This is a genomic window from Paraburkholderia panacisoli, assembly GCF_008369935.1.
Taxonomy (GTDB): Bacteria; Pseudomonadota; Gammaproteobacteria; order Burkholderiales; family Burkholderiaceae; genus Paraburkholderia; species Paraburkholderia panacisoli.
The window spans coordinates 39346-56146 of record NZ_VTUZ01000041.1 but is presented as its reverse complement, the minus strand read 5'-3'; the positions used below and the strand labels follow the sequence as shown (position 1 = coordinate 56146).

The 16801-nt window shown below is 61.2% G+C and carries 12 protein-coding genes; 6 read left to right on the top strand and 6 right to left on the bottom strand.

All coding sequences use genetic code 11. From position 1 onward, the window contains the following. The first annotated feature begins 7 nt into the window (after nt 1-7). Together FVF58_RS39100 and FVF58_RS39095 are read left to right on the top strand one after the other, a co-directional pair. Nucleotides 8-1432, top strand: coding sequence for a tryptophanase (locus tag FVF58_RS39100; protein ID WP_149675019.1), 1425 nt, complete (start codon nt 8-10; stop codon nt 1430-1432). 9 nt (nt 1433-1441) lie between these two features. After that, nucleotides 1442-2194 carry a dTMP kinase gene (locus tag FVF58_RS39095; protein ID WP_149675018.1) on the top strand — a complete coding sequence of 251 codons (753 nt, stop codon included), beginning with the start codon at nt 1442-1444 and terminating at the stop codon, nt 2192-2194. A 26-nt stretch (nt 2195-2220) separates the two neighbouring features. On the opposite strand, the gene FVF58_RS39090 is transcribed toward FVF58_RS39095, so the two are convergent. Both FVF58_RS39090 and FVF58_RS39085 read right to left on the bottom strand, forming a co-directional pair. Beyond that, nucleotides 2221-2466: a hypothetical protein gene (locus FVF58_RS39090; protein ID WP_149675017.1), complete on the bottom strand. Its 246-nt coding sequence runs from the start codon at nt 2464-2466 to the stop codon at nt 2221-2223. A gap of 159 nt (nt 2467-2625) precedes the next feature. Continuing rightward, nucleotides 2626-3567 carry a hypothetical protein gene (locus tag FVF58_RS39085; protein WP_149675042.1) on the bottom strand — a complete coding sequence of 314 codons (942 nt, stop codon included), beginning with the start codon at nt 3565-3567 and terminating at the stop codon, nt 2626-2628. A gap of 545 nt (nt 3568-4112) precedes the next feature. Here FVF58_RS39085 and FVF58_RS39080 point away from each other — a divergent pair. Then, entirely contained in the window at nt 4113-8069 is a 3957-nt protein-coding gene (locus FVF58_RS39080; protein ID WP_149675016.1) for an AfsR/SARP family transcriptional regulator, read from the top strand. Between the two features lie 164 nt (nt 8070-8233). Here the strand turns inward: FVF58_RS39080 and FVF58_RS39075 are convergent, their stop codons facing one another. The 3 genes from FVF58_RS39075 to FVF58_RS39065 all read right to left on the bottom strand — a co-directional run bounded on the left by FVF58_RS39075 (nt 8234) and on the right by FVF58_RS39065 (nt 10989). Then, nucleotides 8234-9214: an NAD(P)H-dependent flavin oxidoreductase gene (locus tag FVF58_RS39075; protein ID WP_149675015.1), complete on the bottom strand. Its 981-nt coding sequence runs from the start codon at nt 9212-9214 to the stop codon at nt 8234-8236. 142 nt (nt 9215-9356) lie between these two features. Further along, nucleotides 9357-10145, bottom strand: a complete 789-nt coding sequence (locus FVF58_RS39070; protein ID WP_149675014.1) for a crotonase/enoyl-CoA hydratase family protein — start codon at nt 10143-10145, stop codon at nt 9357-9359. Between the two features lie 61 nt (nt 10146-10206). Then, a complete protein-coding gene (locus FVF58_RS39065; RefSeq protein ID WP_149675013.1) occupies nt 10207-10989 on the bottom strand; it encodes an SDR family oxidoreductase in 783 nt (260 codons plus the stop codon). A 224-nt stretch (nt 10990-11213) separates the two neighbouring features. On the opposite strand from FVF58_RS39065, the gene FVF58_RS39060 reads away from it, so the two are divergent. Further along, complete coding sequence (locus FVF58_RS39060; RefSeq protein WP_149675012.1) at nt 11214-11648, top strand: MarR family winged helix-turn-helix transcriptional regulator; 435 nt, start codon at nt 11214-11216, stop codon at nt 11646-11648. A 35-nt stretch (nt 11649-11683) separates the two neighbouring features. Here FVF58_RS39060 and FVF58_RS39055 read toward each other — a convergent pair whose 3' ends face one another. Then, nucleotides 11684-12463, bottom strand: coding sequence for an enoyl-CoA hydratase-related protein (locus FVF58_RS39055; protein WP_149675011.1), 780 nt, complete (start codon nt 12461-12463; stop codon nt 11684-11686). Nucleotides 12464-14006: 1543 nt separating this feature from the next. Between FVF58_RS39055 and FVF58_RS39040 the strand changes: the two genes are divergently transcribed. Both FVF58_RS39040 and FVF58_RS39035 read left to right on the top strand, forming a co-directional pair. Next, nucleotides 14007-15332 (top strand): epoxide hydrolase family protein, encoded by a 1326-nt coding sequence (locus FVF58_RS39040; RefSeq protein WP_149675010.1) that lies wholly within the window; start codon nt 14007-14009, stop codon nt 15330-15332. Nucleotides 15333-15772: 440 nt separating this feature from the next. Further along, a complete protein-coding gene (locus FVF58_RS39035; RefSeq protein ID WP_149675009.1) occupies nt 15773-16684 on the top strand; it encodes a LysR family transcriptional regulator in 912 nt (303 codons plus the stop codon). Nucleotides 16685-16801 lie beyond the last annotated feature (117 nt).

Below are 16801 nucleotides of genomic sequence, written 5' to 3'. Positions count from 1 at the left end.
GGAGTGCATGCTTTCAGAAAGCCAACCTGAGCCGTACAGGATCAAGATGGTCGAGCCGATCAGGCTGATCGACCGCGATCAACGGCAAGCGCGGCTTGCCGCTGCCGGGTACAACGTGTTTCGCCTCGAAGCAGACGATGTCTACATCGATCTGATGACGGACAGCGGTACCTCGGCGATGAGCGCGAACCAGTGGGCAGGCATCATGACCGGCGATGAGTCGTATGCCGGTTCCCGCAGTTTTACGAAGTTGACGCAGGCCGTGCGGGACATGCTCGGCTTCGACTACGTATTGCCGACCCACCAGGGCCGGCCGGCCGAGCACTTCCTGTTTCGGACCCTCGTGCGCCCGGGGCAGGTGGTGCCGTTCAACGCGCCGTTCGATTCGACCGAAGCACATGTATCGATTGCCGGCGGTACCTCAATATCGTGCGTCGCCGAAATCAGCTACCAACCCGCTGTCGAGCACCCGTTCAAGGGCGACGTGGATGTGCAAAAGCTACGCAACGTGATCGAGAGCGAAGGGCGCGACAACGTTCCGCTGATCATGGTCTCGCTGACGAACAACGCGGGCGGCGGCCAGCCGGTATCGATGGCGAACCTGCGCGCGGTGAGGGCGTTGGCCGATGAGTTTGCGATTCCGGTGTACTTCGATGCGGCGCGCTGCGCAGAGAATGCCTACTTCATCCAGCAGCGCGAAAGCGGCTATGCGAACCGGTCGGTGGCAGACATTCTCAAGGAGCAGTTTTCCTATGCCGAGGGCTGCACGTTCAGTTGCAAAAAGGATGCGCTAGTCAACATCGGCGGCTTGCTCGCGACACGGTCGCGGACGCTTTACGAGCAGGTCGTGCCGCTCCTTGTGCTGCACGAAGGCTTCATCACCTACGGAGGGATGGCAGGCCGCGATCTTGAGGCGCTCGCGATCGGTCTGCGCGAGATGGTCGACGACGAATACCTTCAGCACCGCGTGCGTCAGGTCGAACGGCTAGGGGAGCGACTGCTTGCCGGTGGCGTTCCGATACTGAGGCCGACTGGTGGACACGGGGTGTATGTCGATGCGGCCGCCTTCCTGCCGCACCTGACGCGCTCGGAATTCCCGGCCGAGGCGCTGGCTGCCGAGCTTTATCTCGAGGGTGGTGTGCGCGCTGTCGGTCTGGGCTCATTGGCGTTCCTGAAAGAAGATCCGTCGACGGGGACGGTCAACCCCCCGAGGCTGGAACTGCTGAGGCTGGCTATTCCTCGCCGCGTTTACACCGATAGCCACCTCGCTGCGGTTGCCGCAGCGTTGATCCGGGTCTACGAGCGACGCGATGCGATTCGGGGCATGCGCATCGTCTCCGCACCACCGATGCTCAAGCACTTCACAGCGGTCCTCGCGCCGATCGAGGCGCGTGACGAGATGCTCGCGGAGTCACGCGAAGTTTTGGTCTGAGGTGATCACATGTCGACTGGTGTCTTCGAAGCGCTGAAGCTCAAACCGCACGTTTATCCGGGCGTGCTAATCACGTTGTGCGGTGTGGATGGAGCGGGGAAATCTTCACTCATGGAAAGCCTCGAAGGCGCGTGCACGCGTGCGGGACTCAACTGCGTGACGACGTTTACGCCGACCCGTCGGATCCGCAAAGATGCGGTGTTCCGACATCTGGTCGACAGCAGTTGGCATAGATCGGGCTCCGGTTCCGGACCCGACGGAGGCGGACGGCGCGTCGACATGCTGGGCATTCTGCTGTCCATCATGGGAGACCTCGTCCAGCATATGACCGACACGGTCATACCGGCACTGGAACGCGGCGACGTCGTTTTTTGCGACCGCTACGTGTTCACGTCTCAGGCTGAAATCGGTACGCGTTCCGATCCCGCTGAGACTGCACCTGTACTCCACAGCATCGCTGGCCATCTGTTGCGTCCCGACGTCGCCTTCGGCCTGAACGTTTCCGGCGCGACTTCACATCGCCGCGTGCGGGCAAGGAACGATGAGAACGACCAGCCGCCGCCGATGAGCTTTCTGATGCGTCAAGTGGCGGCCTATCGCGACGTGTTCGAGGTCAACGGCGTTGTCGCGCTGGATGCGGAGCGCAGTATCGACGAGACGTTCTGCACGGCACTCAGCCATATCGTGGCTATCGAACGTGTTGCGAGGCGGTCGGACTCCATCGCGGTGGGGCGCTTGACGCGAACGGTCGCGGCATGCTGACCTCTACTGTGGGTGTCTACGGGAGTTCATCGTCCGACGGGGTCCAGCCAGCACGAGACGCTCGCCGATGACTCATCGGCCTCGGGCTTCGTCGCAGCGTGTTCGGGAACGACGTCGACAACCTGATACGGGGACCCAGTTTCGACAGGTTCGATGATGGCCGAGAGGCCCGCTTCTGCCCTGGCATGGCGTTCGAACAAGGCGAGCAGTTCGGGGCGCAGCCCATCGCCGCGTTGGGCTGCGAGAGCGTGAAGGGAAAGAAATGGCAACATGATTAAACTCCATTTTGAGCGCCTCGCACGTCGCGCCGACTTGCGTCCATTGCGCTCAGGTTGACAAGGCTCGGTGCCGATTCGTCGAAAGCAATACATCGTCTCTGCGCTGGCGAGCGACCGCGACAAATGCAGGTCCCGGTCACTCGCGTGTCTGCGTCAACTCATGATTGGCGCCATCGCGGTTTCGATGCGAGCCGCCTGGCTTTCGGTGATCATGCTGCCGAGGATCTGTCTGAAGCGGGGTTCCTGCACGCCGGAAATAATGTATTGCCATCTATAGGCCGCAAGCAGACTTGTGCGCACGCATTCCTCGTCGCACTGCGAGAACGATCTTCCGCAGACTTTGAGGAAGTAGTCCGCGTCGGCGCGAGCCTGCATCTGCAGCAATCCATCGACGGCACCTACCAGTTCAATCAGATCAGTCACCGCCCGGTCGCGTTCCTCAGGAGAGAGTTGGGCGTGTTCGCGCCGCCACTCCATTTCGTCGAGAATCGCGTGCTGCGATTCCTCTCGCCAGTGGTATAGAAAGACGTCCTTCCACAATCCGGACGAATTTGCGCCAGCGCCGATGCTCTCGCGATAATGCGCCAGCACGAAGAGCTCGATATGACAGGTCAGGGCGAGCACGGCCCATGTGGACTTGGCGAGCACAACCGATGCGACGCTATTGGGCTCCGGTAAAAAGGCGTAGCCGTCCGGCATCCCCTCTGCGCACATGCGCTCGATGCGGCGAAACAGCTCCTGGTGCTTGAGCTCTTCATCACCGAACCGTACGAGTGCTTCCAGCGCGTTCTGGTCGCCCAGCCGGTAGTTGCCGCTCACCTCGAGTACTTTGGCCGCGATGAAGCGTTCCACCAGGCCGAACATGTTGGCGTAGGTCCGGCCCTGAATCTGACTGAGCAGGCGTTGCTCGTCAGCGGTCAGGACGAGGAGACGATCGACCTTCGAAAGACTGTCTGGCAGGAACTTCTCGGTAAAGTCAAAGGTTCGGCCGCGAATCACGTCGCGGTCGATGTCCCAGCGAACTCGCCTGGACGCTGCGATGCACCTGGCGTATCGGTCGGTGTCGATTTGATGCCAATCAGTTAGAACTTCCATTTCAACATCTCCAGTCATTTGAGTTTCAAGTACGGCTGACACGTTCGATGCGCCCCGGACATCAAACACTCGCCTTCCGGTCGGATACGTATAGGGCAGCCAGGCGACGAGCCTTCGGCCCGTAGGGTGCGCGCGGCGCGGTGCCTGGCTGGTCGCGTCGCAAAACTGCAAAAATTGATGTCCGCCCTCGGATTCGGGCTCGACGCGCGTCGCCATTCACCGACGTCATGCATGGTCACCGTGGTAACGCCGAAACCGTTCGCCGCAGCGAGTTCATCGCGTACAGCCTGGCTCGCATCGAGCTGATCATTTTCGGAAAACACGGCGCGCCATCCTTTCGCGCTGCGGAACATCTATTTGATGTGTGAAGTGTCCGTAGCCGACGTGATTGATCCGTGAATTGCGTGCTGAAACGCGTAAAAAAGCCGTCAAAAAACAAGGCAAGGCACGCGACACCACCGTGGGAGAACCGGCGCCGGGCTCGAATCCGGTGCGTCCGCGAGTAGTAGACTGTTTATGCCGCGACACTTCACCTCACACTTGACATGACCCGGCTCACGATCGCAGTCCTCGGTGGTCTGAACATTCAGGTCGCCGGGGCTGATACGCCGCTGGATTTTCCGACCCGGAAGAGCAAGGCCTTCCTGGCCTACCTCGCCCTGTCGCCCGGCATGCTGCGCTCACGCGAGCAACTGGCTGCAACGTTCTGGGACCGCAGCGCAGAAGAACAGGCGCGTGCGAGCCTGCGCCAGACCCTTTCGAGCCTGCGCAGGACGCTTTCGAGCGTGCTCGCCCTGCTCAATGCAGACTCAAATACTGTCTGGCTCGACGCGCGAGCTGTGGAAGTCGACGCGTTGCAATTCGCGCAACTCGCGGTTGAACGCTCCAGAGAATCCCTGGAGCAGGCAGTTGCACTCTACCGAGGTCAATTGCTCGACGGGTTCAGCCTGCGTGAAGAACACTTCGAGCAGTGGATGACGGCTGAGCGGCGGCGTTATCACGAGTGTGCGGTGCAGGCCTTTTCTGACCTCGTCAGCCACTACGAGCGAGTGGACCAATTCGATAGCGCGATCCCGGTTGCAGCGAGATTGCTGGCACTCGACCCCTTGCTCGAATGGGCTCATGCCGCGCTCATTCGCCTGTATTCGCGAACTGGACGACGAGATGCCGCCCTTCGTCAGTATCAGGAGTGCGCTCACATCCTGAGCGCCGAACTCGGGATTGCCCCAGCCGAGGAAACACGACGACTGGCGGCGGAAATCCCCCGCGCATTCGCCCTTCGCGGCGCGCCTCGCGCGACAACCGCTCCCCCGGCCGACCAGCGTCTCGCCGGACCATCAGAGACCGCCTTGGCCAGGGGCGACGGACCAGACGACCGTGTCCCGGTGCTTCCCGCCGAGCGCAAGCAGCTCACTGTGCTCTGCGCGCACATCCGTGAAGCCGTCGACGATCAGGACATCGAGGCGGCGCTCGAACGTATCGATCCTGTTCTTGAGGTCATGGTCGAGGCGGTCAAGCGTTTCGACGGCACGATCACCCATGTTCGAGGCGATGGGGTGACGGCATTGTTCGGCGCTCCTCTGGCACACGAGGACCATGCGGTTCGGGCTTGCTACGCGGCGCTCGCGATGCGGGAGAAGATCCCGTCGCGCGCTCATCGGCCCCTGGATGTACGGATCGGCATTCATTCTGGCGAGGCGGTCGTCCGCACGATCGACGACGGTCGGTCGCGCCACTACGACGCCGTCGGTCCCGTGCCGCAGCTCGCGAGCCACATCGACGCTGCACTCGCCGCCGGCGAGATTGGCCTTACTGCAGATGCCGTCCGATGCGCGGAGGGATTCGTCGAACTCTCGGGGCACGCGGCGAAGCTGCTCGAGGGCGGGCCGACTCCGGTGGAGCTCTTCACACTTCGCACTAAGTCCGCGCTGCGTCTGCGCTGGGACGCGCGCATTGCACGGGGCCTCACGCGGTTCGTCGGCCGCGACGCCGAAATGGCTCAACTCAGAGAGCTGCTCAGCTACGCCGCGCGCGGCTCTGGGCAGGTGAGCGCGATCGTCGGTGAACCGGGGATGGGAAAGTCGCGCCTCGTGCATGAGTTTGTCCATACCCGGTGCGCGGCCGGGTGGACGATACTGGAGACGGGCGCGACATCATTCGATTCGAGGGCGACCTACGGTCCCATTGCGAATCTGCTACGCACGCGGTTCAGGATCGGGGAACGCGACACGCAGGCGGAAGCGGGCGAAAAACTGCGTCGTGGCGTCGAAGTCCTCGACCGCGCGCTTGCACCCGCTCTTCCTGCGTTGGCTGCGCTGCTGGATCTCCCGCCGGACGACCCTCAGTGGTCGATGTTGAGCCCGCCGCAAAAGCGTAAGCGCACCCTGGAGGCGGTGACAGCGCTGATGATGCGCGAGAGCGAGGTGCAGCCCCTGATCCTGGTCGTGGAAGACATGCACTGGAGCGATGCCGGCACGCAGGCCGTGCTCGATCATCTGGTCGACACGCTCGCTGTCTCTCGCGTGCTGCTCCTCGTTACCCATCGACCAGAGTATCGGCACGAGTGGTTCTCGAAGAGCTACTTCTCCCAGCTGCGCATGAACGCTCTCAGCGCGGAAAATGCCGACCTTTTGCTGCGCACGTTGCTGGGTGACGATCGCCAGCTCGTTGAGCTTCGCAGACAACTGATCGAGCGCACGGGAACGACGCCGCTTTTCCTTGAAGAGTCGGTCCGTGCGCTCGCGGACACCGGTGCGCTTGCGGGCAGCCCCGGTGCATACCGCGCAGTCCGATCGTTCGAAACATTTGAGATTCCTTCCACGGTGCACGCGGTTCTCGCGTCGCGGATCGATCGCTTGCCGGCCGAGCAGAAGGCGCTGCTACAGATGGCAGCCGTGATTGGCCAGGACGTTCCTGTAGAGCTTTTGGAGCCGATCTCCAATCTTGATCGGGATCGACTTCTCGAACTCCTCGCCGACCTGCAGGCCGCGGAGTTCCTCTATCAGACCCGTTTGCTGCCGGAGCCGCAATACACGTTCAAGCATGCCCTCACGCATCGGGTCGCGTACGCGAGTGTGCTCAAGGAGCGGCGGCGCACGGTACATGTGCAGCTCGTCGAGACGCTCGAGGGGCTCTATGGGGAACGCCTGGACGAGCATGTGGAGCGCCTCGCACATCACGCCCTCGGCGGTGAGCAATGGGACAAGGCCGTTCCCTATCTCTATCGGTCAGCCGTCAAGGCGATTCAGCGCTCTGCATATCAGCAGGCGATCCAGTATTTGAACAAGGGGCTAGACATCATCGGAACCTTGCCCAGATCGCACGCGCGGCTCAGGCAGGAGCTCGACTATCAGAAAGCCATGGGCGTGACGATGATGGCGGCGAAGGGTTGGGCAGCCACGGAGGTTCTGAACGCGTACACGCGAGCGCGAGTGCTATGCGAAGAGCTGAAAGACCAGCGCGAGCTGTTCGCCGTCTTGCGCGGTGAGGGTCAATATCGCATGATCCGGGGCGAGTCGAAGATCGCGCGCGAACTTGGCGAACGGTGTGTCGAGCTGACCGCAGGCTCGAAGGATTTTGGCGCGCGCATCGAGACGCATCACCTCTTCTGGACGAACAGCTTCTTCATGGGCGAATACGCCAGTGCCCATTTCCACTCCACAGAGGGGATATCGCTTTACGAACGCGAGCGGGATCACGCACTGACCTACACCTATTCAGGCCACGATCCGGGCGTGTGCTGCCGGTGCTTCTCGGCCCTGACCCAGTGCCTCTGCGGGTATCCCGACCGGTCGCTCCTGATTTGCGAAGACGCTCTGACGCTCGCGCAGCAACTCGAGCACCCGCTCACGACCGCACTGGCACACTGGGCGTACAGTTTCGCGCACATGCTGCGCCGTGAACCGGAGCCCGCGAAGCATTGGGCGCAGCGCGAGATCGCGGTCTGCGAGGAGTATCTTTTGCCACTGCTCCTTTCCCAAGGGACTTTTCAGCTCGGCTGGGCTCTCGCGGAACTCGGCGATCTCGACGAAGGAATTGAGCGGATGCGCGAAGGCATCGCGGCAATCAGCGCGACCGGCGCGGAAATGGGACTGCCGTACTTCGTCGCGCTGCTCGGCGAAGCACTCGGCAAGGCAGGTAAACCCGACGCCGGACTCAAGGAGATCGACCGGGCACTGGTCACCGCAAACGAGCGCGGCGGACGGTTCCAGCTTCCCGAGATGCTGCGCCTGAAAGGCGAGCTTCTGGCGATGCTCGCGCGCTCCAGGCTCCCTGAAGCCGAAACGTGCTTTCGCGAGGCGATCGCGGCTGCCGATAAGCAAGGCTCGAAACTGCCGAAGCTCCGGGCGGCCATGAGCCTTGCGCGGCTGCTCGCCGACAGCGGCGAACCAGGAAAGGCGTGCTGCGTGTTGCAACCCGCCTACGAGGTGATCACGCAAGGCCGCGATTTGGCGGATCTCAAGGCGGCAAGAGCGCTGCTGGCAAATTTGAAGAATCAGTAGCCCGACGCTTACAACGGCCGATGAGTCGCCCATTGCCGTCCCCGCGCCGAATGTCCGCCCTCCTGATTGGACATTCCCGAGGACATCATGAGGGGCCGTTCATGGCCGGTTGTCCGCGTTCAGTCTCCCGCACCGTAAGCCTTCCTTGTCGGTATCACCCATGTTCATGCCTGCGACAGCATCCCGTGAAGCCGTTTCGCGACAATCTCTTCGGCCTGGTGCATGATTCGTTCGACCAGCTCGCCGACCTTGGGGATGTCATGAATGAGTCCGGCAACCATGCCGCACGACCAGGCGCCGGCGTCCAGGTCGCCGTCCTTCATGACACGCGGATAGACGCCACCTACCTCGTCCGCGATGTCCGGGAAGGCGATGTCGGCGCCGAGCCGCCTTTCCTTTTCCAGCAGGCGCTCGACCCCAGCGTTGTTCAGCACGCGTTCGGTATTGCGCAGCGGGCGCATGACGAGCCGCGTATCCAGTTCCGTTGCCGCGACGATGGCCTGCTTGACCTTCTGGTGGACCGGCGCTTCGTGGGTCGCCACGAAGCGCGTGCCCATGTTGATGCCGCCCGCGCCCATGGCAAGTGCCGCCACAAGCGAGCGACCATCGGCCATGCCGCCCGAGGCGACGAAAGGTACCTTGAGCTCGTCCGCGGCACGGGGCAGCAGGATGAAGTTGGGGACATCATCCTCGCCGGGATGGCCCCCGCATTCAAAGCCGTCCACGCTGACCGCATCGCAGCCGATGCTCTCGGCCTTCAGTGCATGCCGCACCGATGTGCATTTGTGAATCACCTTGATGCCGGCTTCCTGCAGCATGGGCAGCCACTTCTGCGGATTGTTCCCAGCGGTCTCGACGATTTTCACGCCGCCATCGATGATCGCGCGCACATAGCCGGGGTAGTCCGGCGGATTGCGTGCCGGAAGGAAAGTCAGGTTGACGCCGAATGGCTTGTCGGTCATGTCCCGGCAGCGCCGGATCTCGCCCGCCAGCGCCTCCGGGGTGGGCTGTGTCAGCGCCGTAATGACGCCCAGGCCGCCCGCATTGGACACCGCAGCCGCCAGTTCCGCGAATCCTACGTAGTGCATGCCGCCTTGGATGATGGGATGCTCGATGCCGAACAATTCCGTGATCTGCGTCTTCATTGCGAATCTCTCTTGAATGGATGGATAGTGGTACGGTGGGATACCCGTCCGAACCGGGCCGGCAATGCCATTAAGCCGCGCCCGTTGCCACGCGCTGCAGCAGGACCGGAACCAGTGGCAATTCACGTATGAACCATTAGGATCACCGCCCCGTGAAGCTCGCCTCGCGACGCTCGACAAAGGACTGGATCCCTTCCCTGAAGTCCTCCGACGCGAAGACCTCCTCTCGAATCTGCGGGATGACGGCAATCGCTGCCTGCTCGCCGTGCTCGATATAGGTCAGAGCCGCGGCCTTGGTCGCACGCAGGCCGATCGGCGCGACCTTGCTGATCGCCCGGGCGATCTCCATCGCACGCTCGCGGTGCCGCCCGTAGGGATGCACTTCCTGGACGAAGCCGCAGCGGTATGCCTCCTCGGCGGAGAATTCGTCACACAGGAACAGGTGGTACATCGCATTGCCCCAGCCCGTGCGGGTAAGGTAACGGTAGTGCGCGCCACCCAGCGGCGCGATGCCGCGTTTCGATTCCATCTGGCAGAAGCGAGCGGTGTCGGCTGCAATCACGATGTCCGAGGCCAGCATCTGCTCGAGGCCGATCGTGTAGGTAATGCCATGGACGACCGAGATCACCGGCTTGCGGCAGCGTTTGCCCAGACCGAACGGATCGACCTGGTCGTCGGGGATCGGCTTTGCCGTGGCGGTCGGGCCGAAGAACTTAGGCATGTCGAGGCCGGCAGTGGTGTGTTCGCCGGCGGGGTCGAGAACTGCCACCCACAGGTTGTCGTCGTCGTCGAACTCGGTCAGCCGCTGCGAGAGCTGCTGCATCATCTCCGGGGTGAAGGCGTTCTTCCTGGCCGTGTTATCGACCGAGATGATCGCGATATGATCCTCGATCGACATGCGGACTTCGGGCGTCGTTGCTGCGTTGCTCATGATCGTCTCCTTCGCTTAGGTGGATTGGCACTTCGGATGGATTGGATATAGCCGGATGAAATCAGACGGCAGTCACGCCGCCGTCCACGGCAAGAATCTGGCCGGTAATGTGCTTGCCTGCGTCACTGGCGAATAGCAGGGCTGCGCCCTTGAGATCGTCGTCATCACCGATGCGTTGCAGGGGCGCGCGCTCCGACAGTTTCTCGATGCCGACCTTCTCGATCGTTGCCCTGGTCATCTTCGACGGGAACATGCCCGGCGCGAGCGCATTGACGGTGATACCGTACGGCCCCCACTCGCCGGCGAGCGCACGGGTGAAATTGACGACCGCACCCTTGCTCGTGTTGTAAGCGATGGTCGGCTGGCCCCAGGGACCGTTGCCCTTGAGGCCGGCAATTGAGGCGAGGTTGATGACGCGGCCATAGCGATTGGGGATCATCGACAGCTTCCCGATCTGCTGCGTGAGCAGGAAGATCGCCCGTACGTTCAAGTTCATGACCTTGTCCCAGGCGGAAAGCGGATGGTTAGCCGTGGTTGCGCCCCACGTGGCGCCGGCATTGTTGACGAGGATGTCGACCTTGCCCAGTCGTTCCATCGCTTCGTTGGCAAGGCGCTCGACTTTATCCTCGCTGGCGTTGTCTGCCGCGATCCAGCTTGCGTCCACACCCAGGCCGGCCAGATGCGCCTGTGCGGACTGAAGCGCGTCCGCCTTGCGCGCCGAGATCACCACGCGGGCACCTTGCGTGCCAAGCGCCTCGGCAATCTGCAGGCCCAGGCCGCTGGACCCGCCGGTGACGAGGGCCGTTCGGCCCTTCAGGTTGAAAAGATCCGCCACAGCAGTCATTGCAGTTTCCTTGTTGATGGATGGAACGAACATCCTGCGGGATGTAGATGCCGGAGAAGGGCACCTCGTAGTCCCCCAGATCAATGCCAGGTTCGTCCGGTTCGGGCATTGCCGCCGTCGCTTCGCGCACGGGAATCCGGGGGTACGGCCCATGTTATATTTCGCACGCGAATTATTAATTTATTGACGCTCCTGCGACGGGAACGAAGAACGAGGTTTCGGAAATGGATCATCGGCTTGTCTATCTACTGAATGTGGGGCAGCGGCGCCTACATCGGTGGTCGCAGGCGAGGACAGCCGCCGGTGGAGTGACAGCAGCGCAGGCTGGTCTGCTCTTTTTTCTGGCAAAGAACGACGGTGCCCTCATGAATGAAGCGGCGGCAGCCCTTGACCTCAAGGCGCCGGGCATGAGTGGGTTGGTTGATCGAGCCGAACGGGCTGGTCTCATCGAGCGCCATGCGGATGAGTTCGATCGACGCGCGTCGCGGCTGTGGCTGACGGAAGACGGGCGCGCTGCACTCAAGCGTTCGAAGGCAGTTCTCGCTCGCTTGAATGCCCGGCTGACCGAAGGGTTTACAGCGTCCGAGATCGACATCGTAGTGCGATGGCTGACAAGTTTGCAGGAGAAGTTCCCGGCCATTGACGAGGACCCGCACTAGGGGACACCGACGGTGCCCCCTGGTGCGTACCGTTCCTATTGTCGAACGATTTTGGTGAAATCCGGCTGGCGCTTTTGGGCAAACGCCGCGAAGGCTTCTTTCGCTTCAGCGCTGGCTAGTCGTTCCACGAAGATGGCGCTTTCGCAATCCATCTGAGCGACCAGCTTCTCAGCGTCTCGCATTAGTCGCTTCATCGCGGTCAGCGATCCAATGGGCTTGGCAGCAATTTTCTCGGCAACACGGCGTGCCTCTGCACGGAGTTCCGCGTTGGAGACAGCCTTATTTGCAATACCCCATGCAACGGCAGCGTTTGCAGGAACGGCGTCCCCGAGGGCGAACATTTCGAATGCCTTGACATGCCCAATTCGCAAGGGAAGCAGGCAGCTTGAGGCAGCTTCGGGAACGAGTGCCAGATTCACGAAGGGGGTGATCAATTGCGCCTCTTCGGAGAGAAGCACATAGTCACAATGGAGCAACATGGTCGTTCCAACTCCGACGGCCTTGCCCTGGACTGCGGCAATGATCGGTTTCGTGGCATTCGCCAGGCTTCGCAGAAAGCGGGTGACGTTGCGTTCTTTCGGGCCGTTGCCTGTCGCCTGCGCTGCGAATTCCGAGACGTCGTTGCCGGCCGTGAATGTGTCTCCATCGGCCTGAATCAACAACACACGGATCTCGTCGTCGTCACTAGCTCTCGTGATGGCATCTGCAAGTGCGCCATACATATCGTTAGTGAGCGCGTTTTTCTTATCTGGTCGCGCAATCGTGACGGCCAGTACACCACTAACTGATAGTTCAACTTTGATTTCCGGGGTCATTAGCTTGTCTCCTAAAATTGGCGGCGTCGAGAGGTACCTCCTCTGGAACGCCATCGCGTTGAAATGTTCGCATGCGAAGTATAAATCCATTCGCGTGCGAGACGCATCCGTGAAGAGTTGACGAGCTGTCAACTGAAACTTGACATCAACGCGGCTGCGACACCTTGCCAGGTTGCACGAGCGATGGTATTTCGCGCACTCGCGCGTCATGGCGAGAGCCGCATAACCAAGGCGGTGCTGATCAGCGCTGTGCCGCCGCTCACGGTGCAGACAGCCGGCAACCCGGAAGGCCTGCCCAAGGACGTTTTTGGCGGGTTTCAGGCGCAGGTTGCCAACAACCGGTCACAGTTTTATCGGGACGTCATCAACGCGCCGATGGCAAGCGCGCAGCGGCAGCGCCACCGGTGTCGTCCCGACTCTGCGCCCGTCATGAGAGAAGGCCACGGGCGCACCGCTTGTCGCGTCGAGCTTCAGCCTGCCGGCACGGCCCGACCGTCACGCTGGCCGGCGACGCAGTGTTCGCAGGCTTGGGCGGCGTCGCGGGCAGGTTGCGCCTGTTGGCGCACTCACGACGTCGGGGAAGACGAGTGACTTAGCGAAGCACACGTCTCGTGCTCCTTATTGTCCTTATTTAGCACCCGACAGCGTTTGTTGCTATTGGATTGTTGACGCATGCTGCGCAACTGAATTTCAAAAAGTTGACCGCGAACTGGTTTGACCACGTGCATATGCACATGTAGACTGTGCCACATGGAGAAGCCGATATCTCACGACGATTGCAACTGGGTCGCGTTGCGTGACGCCGTCCGGTACGTCACGCAGATCCGCGAGCGCCGTCTCGTCAAGTAGCACCTCACGGCGGCCTGGTTCACGATCATCGCGAAGCTTGCGCGAAAGCCGGGACCGTCGATGATGGACCTGCCGATACGATGGTGATGGAGCACGCGATGAGATAGGGCGCAGACGTGATTCAACCAAAGGGGCGCGTGACCACATCGGACGTACCGAGGACGATAGATTGTCAAGTTCCAGTTAACCGTCCGTCAACTACTGATGAGATTGTCAATATCGTCGCTGTGACTAACAATCGATCGTCACGCGTTACATCAAAGCGGCTTGCAGCTGGCTAGATTGCTCATGAGTCGTCAGGCGGGAATGTTCAGTCATGTCCTTACTGTAGTCGTCGACGGCACCGGTTTGGAAAACTAGCCTCAACTTGCGGCGCGCGGCTCGCGCCGGCATCGAAGGCGCAAAGACGCATTCGTCCGTCGACGTGATCTTGGCCGTAGCCTCGTAGTGGAACCGGTGAGTTGGGGTTCCTGCAAGCTTTTTGAACAATCTGATAATCACCGCACCGAGCGACCACGCTTGCGCTGGACAACTGGCTGCGGAAAGACGCGTGCCGCTGCTCGTGCCACACGTCGTCTATCGCAAAGCAATCAGCAAAGATTAGTACCACCAAGGTCATTCGAGGTTGGTTGGTGAACGAGCAATCGCACCCGTATATCAAGGGTGCCCACGTGTAACTTCAGCAGGAGCTCGTATGCCAGACCTCAATCCTCCCCAGATTCCGTCGCGCCGCCGTTTCGTAGGTGTGGCGGCGGCGACCATAGCGGTGGCCTCACTAAGTCAGCTCGTTTTTGCGGAAGCGAGTCAAACGATCACTGAAGTTTCACACCCCAAGGGCGGTGACAAGAATGCTATTCGTGAACTTCATGTGCGCGTGCCGGAGTCCCAACTCGTCGATCTACGAAGGCGCATCAACGCGACAAGGTGGCCTGAACGCGAAACGGTAACGGATGCATCGCAAGGTGTTCAACTAGCGACGATGCAGAAGCTCGCGCGTTATTGGGCGACGGACTACGACTGGCGCAAGGTGGAAGCGAGGCTGAACGCATTGCCACAATTCGTCACTGAGATTGATGGACTCGACATCCATTTCATTCACGTTCGTTCGAAGCATCCGAATGCGTTGCCGATCATTGTCACGCATGGATGGCCCGGCTCGATCATCGAGCAGTTGAAGATCATCGATCCGCTGACCAATCCGACGGCTCATGGCGGAAGTGCATCGGACGCTTTCGATGTCGTGATTCCGTCGCTGCCCGGCTACGGGTTTTCAGGCAAGCCGAGCACGACCGGCTGGGATCCCGCGCGCATCGCACGCGCCTGGGTCTTACTGATGGAACGCCTTGGATACACGCGGTATGTAGCGCAAGGTGGCGATTGGGGGAACGCTGTCACGGAGCAGATGGCGCTCCTCACGCCACCGGGAATGCTCGGCATCCACACCAACATGCCGGCAACCGTGCCGGATAACGTCGCGAAGGCACTGAAGTTCGGCGATCCCGCTCCAGCCGGCCTTTCGCCTGATGAGAAGCACGCGTTCGATCAACTCGACTTCTTCTACAAGCACGGCCTCGGCTATGCGCAGGAAATGGCGAACCGGCCGCAGACGTTGTACGGTATCGAAGATTCTCCTATCGGCCTCGCGGCATGGATGCTCGACCACGATGCGTCCAGTGAGGCGCTGATCGCACGCGTGTTCGACGGACAGTCCGAAGGCCTTTCGCGCGACGACGTCCTCGACAACGTCACGCTCTATTGGCTGACCAATACGGGCATTTCATCGGCTCGCCTGTATTGGGAGAACAAGTTGCAGTTCTTCGCGCCTAAGCACGTCACCATCCCCGTCGCCGTCAGCGTCTTTCCTGACGAGTTGTACGCCGCGCCGCGAAGCTGGGCAGAGCGCGCGTATCCGAAGTTGATTCACTACAACCGTCTTCCGGAAGGCGGACATTTCGCCGCCTGGGAGCAGCCGCAAGCTTTCACGGAAGAGCTTCGCGCGAGCTTCAGGTCCCTGCGCTGAACTCGATCGGCGTCGGTCGCATCGCGTGCGATGACCATTTCGCGCGCCGCACGGCAGTCGCCGGCTCGCGAAACATGACAGCGATGCGCCGTTCCTTCAGGACGTTTGATCCGTGGCGGTTGAGGACATCGGCGTTCGACACTCCGCAGCGTGCGTCGATCTCGCCGTGCAACTCACGTGCGCGCGTGTTCTTGAAGCACTTCGCTACATCCCATCGTGCGTGGCTCCACGCGAGTACCGAAGCAGTTGACAGATTGACCATCACTACAATGCCAATTCGGCTAGAGTTGGCAGTGACACAATGCGCGAATCCGTATCAATGGCTCCCGCAATTTCGCTGCGTCGCGCAGACACCAACTCTGACTGGAGGGGCCGCGGCATTGAAGCGCTGCACGCACGTGTCGCATGCCCGCAAAACTTGAACAGCCCGGACACGGACCATGGACCTTAACCTCATCGGCCTGTTCGTCGAGATCGTCGAATCGCGCAGCCTCAGCGCCGCAGCGCGCAAGCTGGGCATGACGCGCGCGAACATCAGTCAGCGGCTAAAGTTGCTGGAACGTGAAACGGGCGCCCAACTACTGCGTCGCTCGACACGAAGCTTCGAACTCACGCAAGCCGGTCACATGCTGTACGACTGCGGCCAGCGCATGCTGGAAGACCTGAGCACGGCTCGGGCATCGATCGACAGCCTCGGGCAGACCTTGACCGGTCGTGTTCGCATCAGCGTGCCGACTGGTTTCGGCAGGATGTTCATCGGAGCGAAACTCCTCGAATTCGCGCACATGCATCCGGGTATCACGCTCAATGTCACGTTCAATAACCGGATCGAAGATCTGATCGAGGCGGAAGTCGACGTCGCGCTGAGAATCACTCGGACACCGCCGCTGGATTGTGTGGCACGCAATATCTGCGCAATCGACTGGCAACTGTATGCGTCCGCCGACTACGTGGAAAAACACGGCCCGATCGATTGCCCGGCGGACCTCGAAAGACAGACGCTGGTGGCATCGCCGCATCCTGACCGGCGCATCACGATGACGCTCACGCATCGACACGACGAGGCCGAGGTCCACGCCATCACGTTACGACCCGCGCTGCAGTCTTCGGACTATCCGTTTCTCACCGAGGCGGTATGTGACGGCATAGGAATTGGGCTTCTCCCTGCTTATGTGGCGTATGCGCCCACGAGCCCTCGACTGCTGCGTGTCCTGCCGCAATATCGTGTCGCGGGACCACAGAACGTGTTGTATATCGTGACACTGCCCAATCGCTATCCGTCGCCGGCGACGCAAGCACTCATCGACTATCTGCGCGCTGAGATTGTCTCGCTCGCGCAAACCTGGGCATGAAGAGGCCGTTGCTGAGCTTCATAGCCGATTGATCGTCAACTTATAGTTAACAGGTCGTCAAGCGCCACCTGGATTGTCAGCGCGATCGCTGCCTTCCACAATCGCCCTACACCAGAC